1 pseudogene is annotated in these 595 nt (G+C 63.7%); it reads right to left on the bottom strand.

Annotated elements, in window-relative coordinates:
* Nucleotides 1–543: pseudogene (locus tag NS334_RS17265) on the bottom strand (hypothetical protein); the annotation flags it as partial.
* Nucleotides 544–595 lie beyond the last annotated feature (52 nt).

The following is a 595-nucleotide window of genomic DNA, read 5'->3' as shown; positions in this document are numbered from 1 at the left end:
TTGTTTCGTGGGTTCGGGGTTGTGTATAAGAGACACCGCGGTGACCGACCATTGTTCGCGCGTCACCGTGTCGAGCAATTGTGGCTGCGCCGCATGCGAGTGATGGCCGGCGATCGCAAGCGCCTGATCCGGCGTGATGTGATCGATCACGCGGCCATCGGTCGCCGAGATGGTGCCGGCGGCGCCCTTCCAGCCGGTCACGCGATAGACCGGCGTATCATCCATCATCGAGAGCCGCAGGTCGCGCGGATAATGCTCTGCGCCCGCAATCGCCATCGCGCGATCCGGCGCGACCTGCACCTTGTTCCAGAGAATGAGCGGGAGCGCAGCGAGGCGCTCGCCGTCGGTGAGGCGTGGAAACGCGACATACATCATGACGAGGCCCGAGATGAACCACATCGCGAACAAGAGGCACGTCGCAATGCCGATCCAGCGATGGACGACATAGAGCCACCGCCGCCCTCGCCGGATCAGAGCCTTGCGCATGGTCAGAACTTCACGTTGACGGACAGTTCCGCCGTGCGCGGCATGCCCAGCAGCCACTGCCCCGTGCCGTTCGCGGTCACCGCGTAGACCTGGTCGAACAGATTGTAGA

This window comes from Sphingomonas endophytica (assembly GCF_001476895.1).
GTDB lineage: Bacteria > Pseudomonadota > Alphaproteobacteria > Sphingomonadales > Sphingomonadaceae > Sphingomonas > Sphingomonas endophytica_A.
The sequence above is the reverse complement of the archived record's forward strand: the minus strand, read 5'-3'. Positions and strand labels throughout refer to the sequence as shown.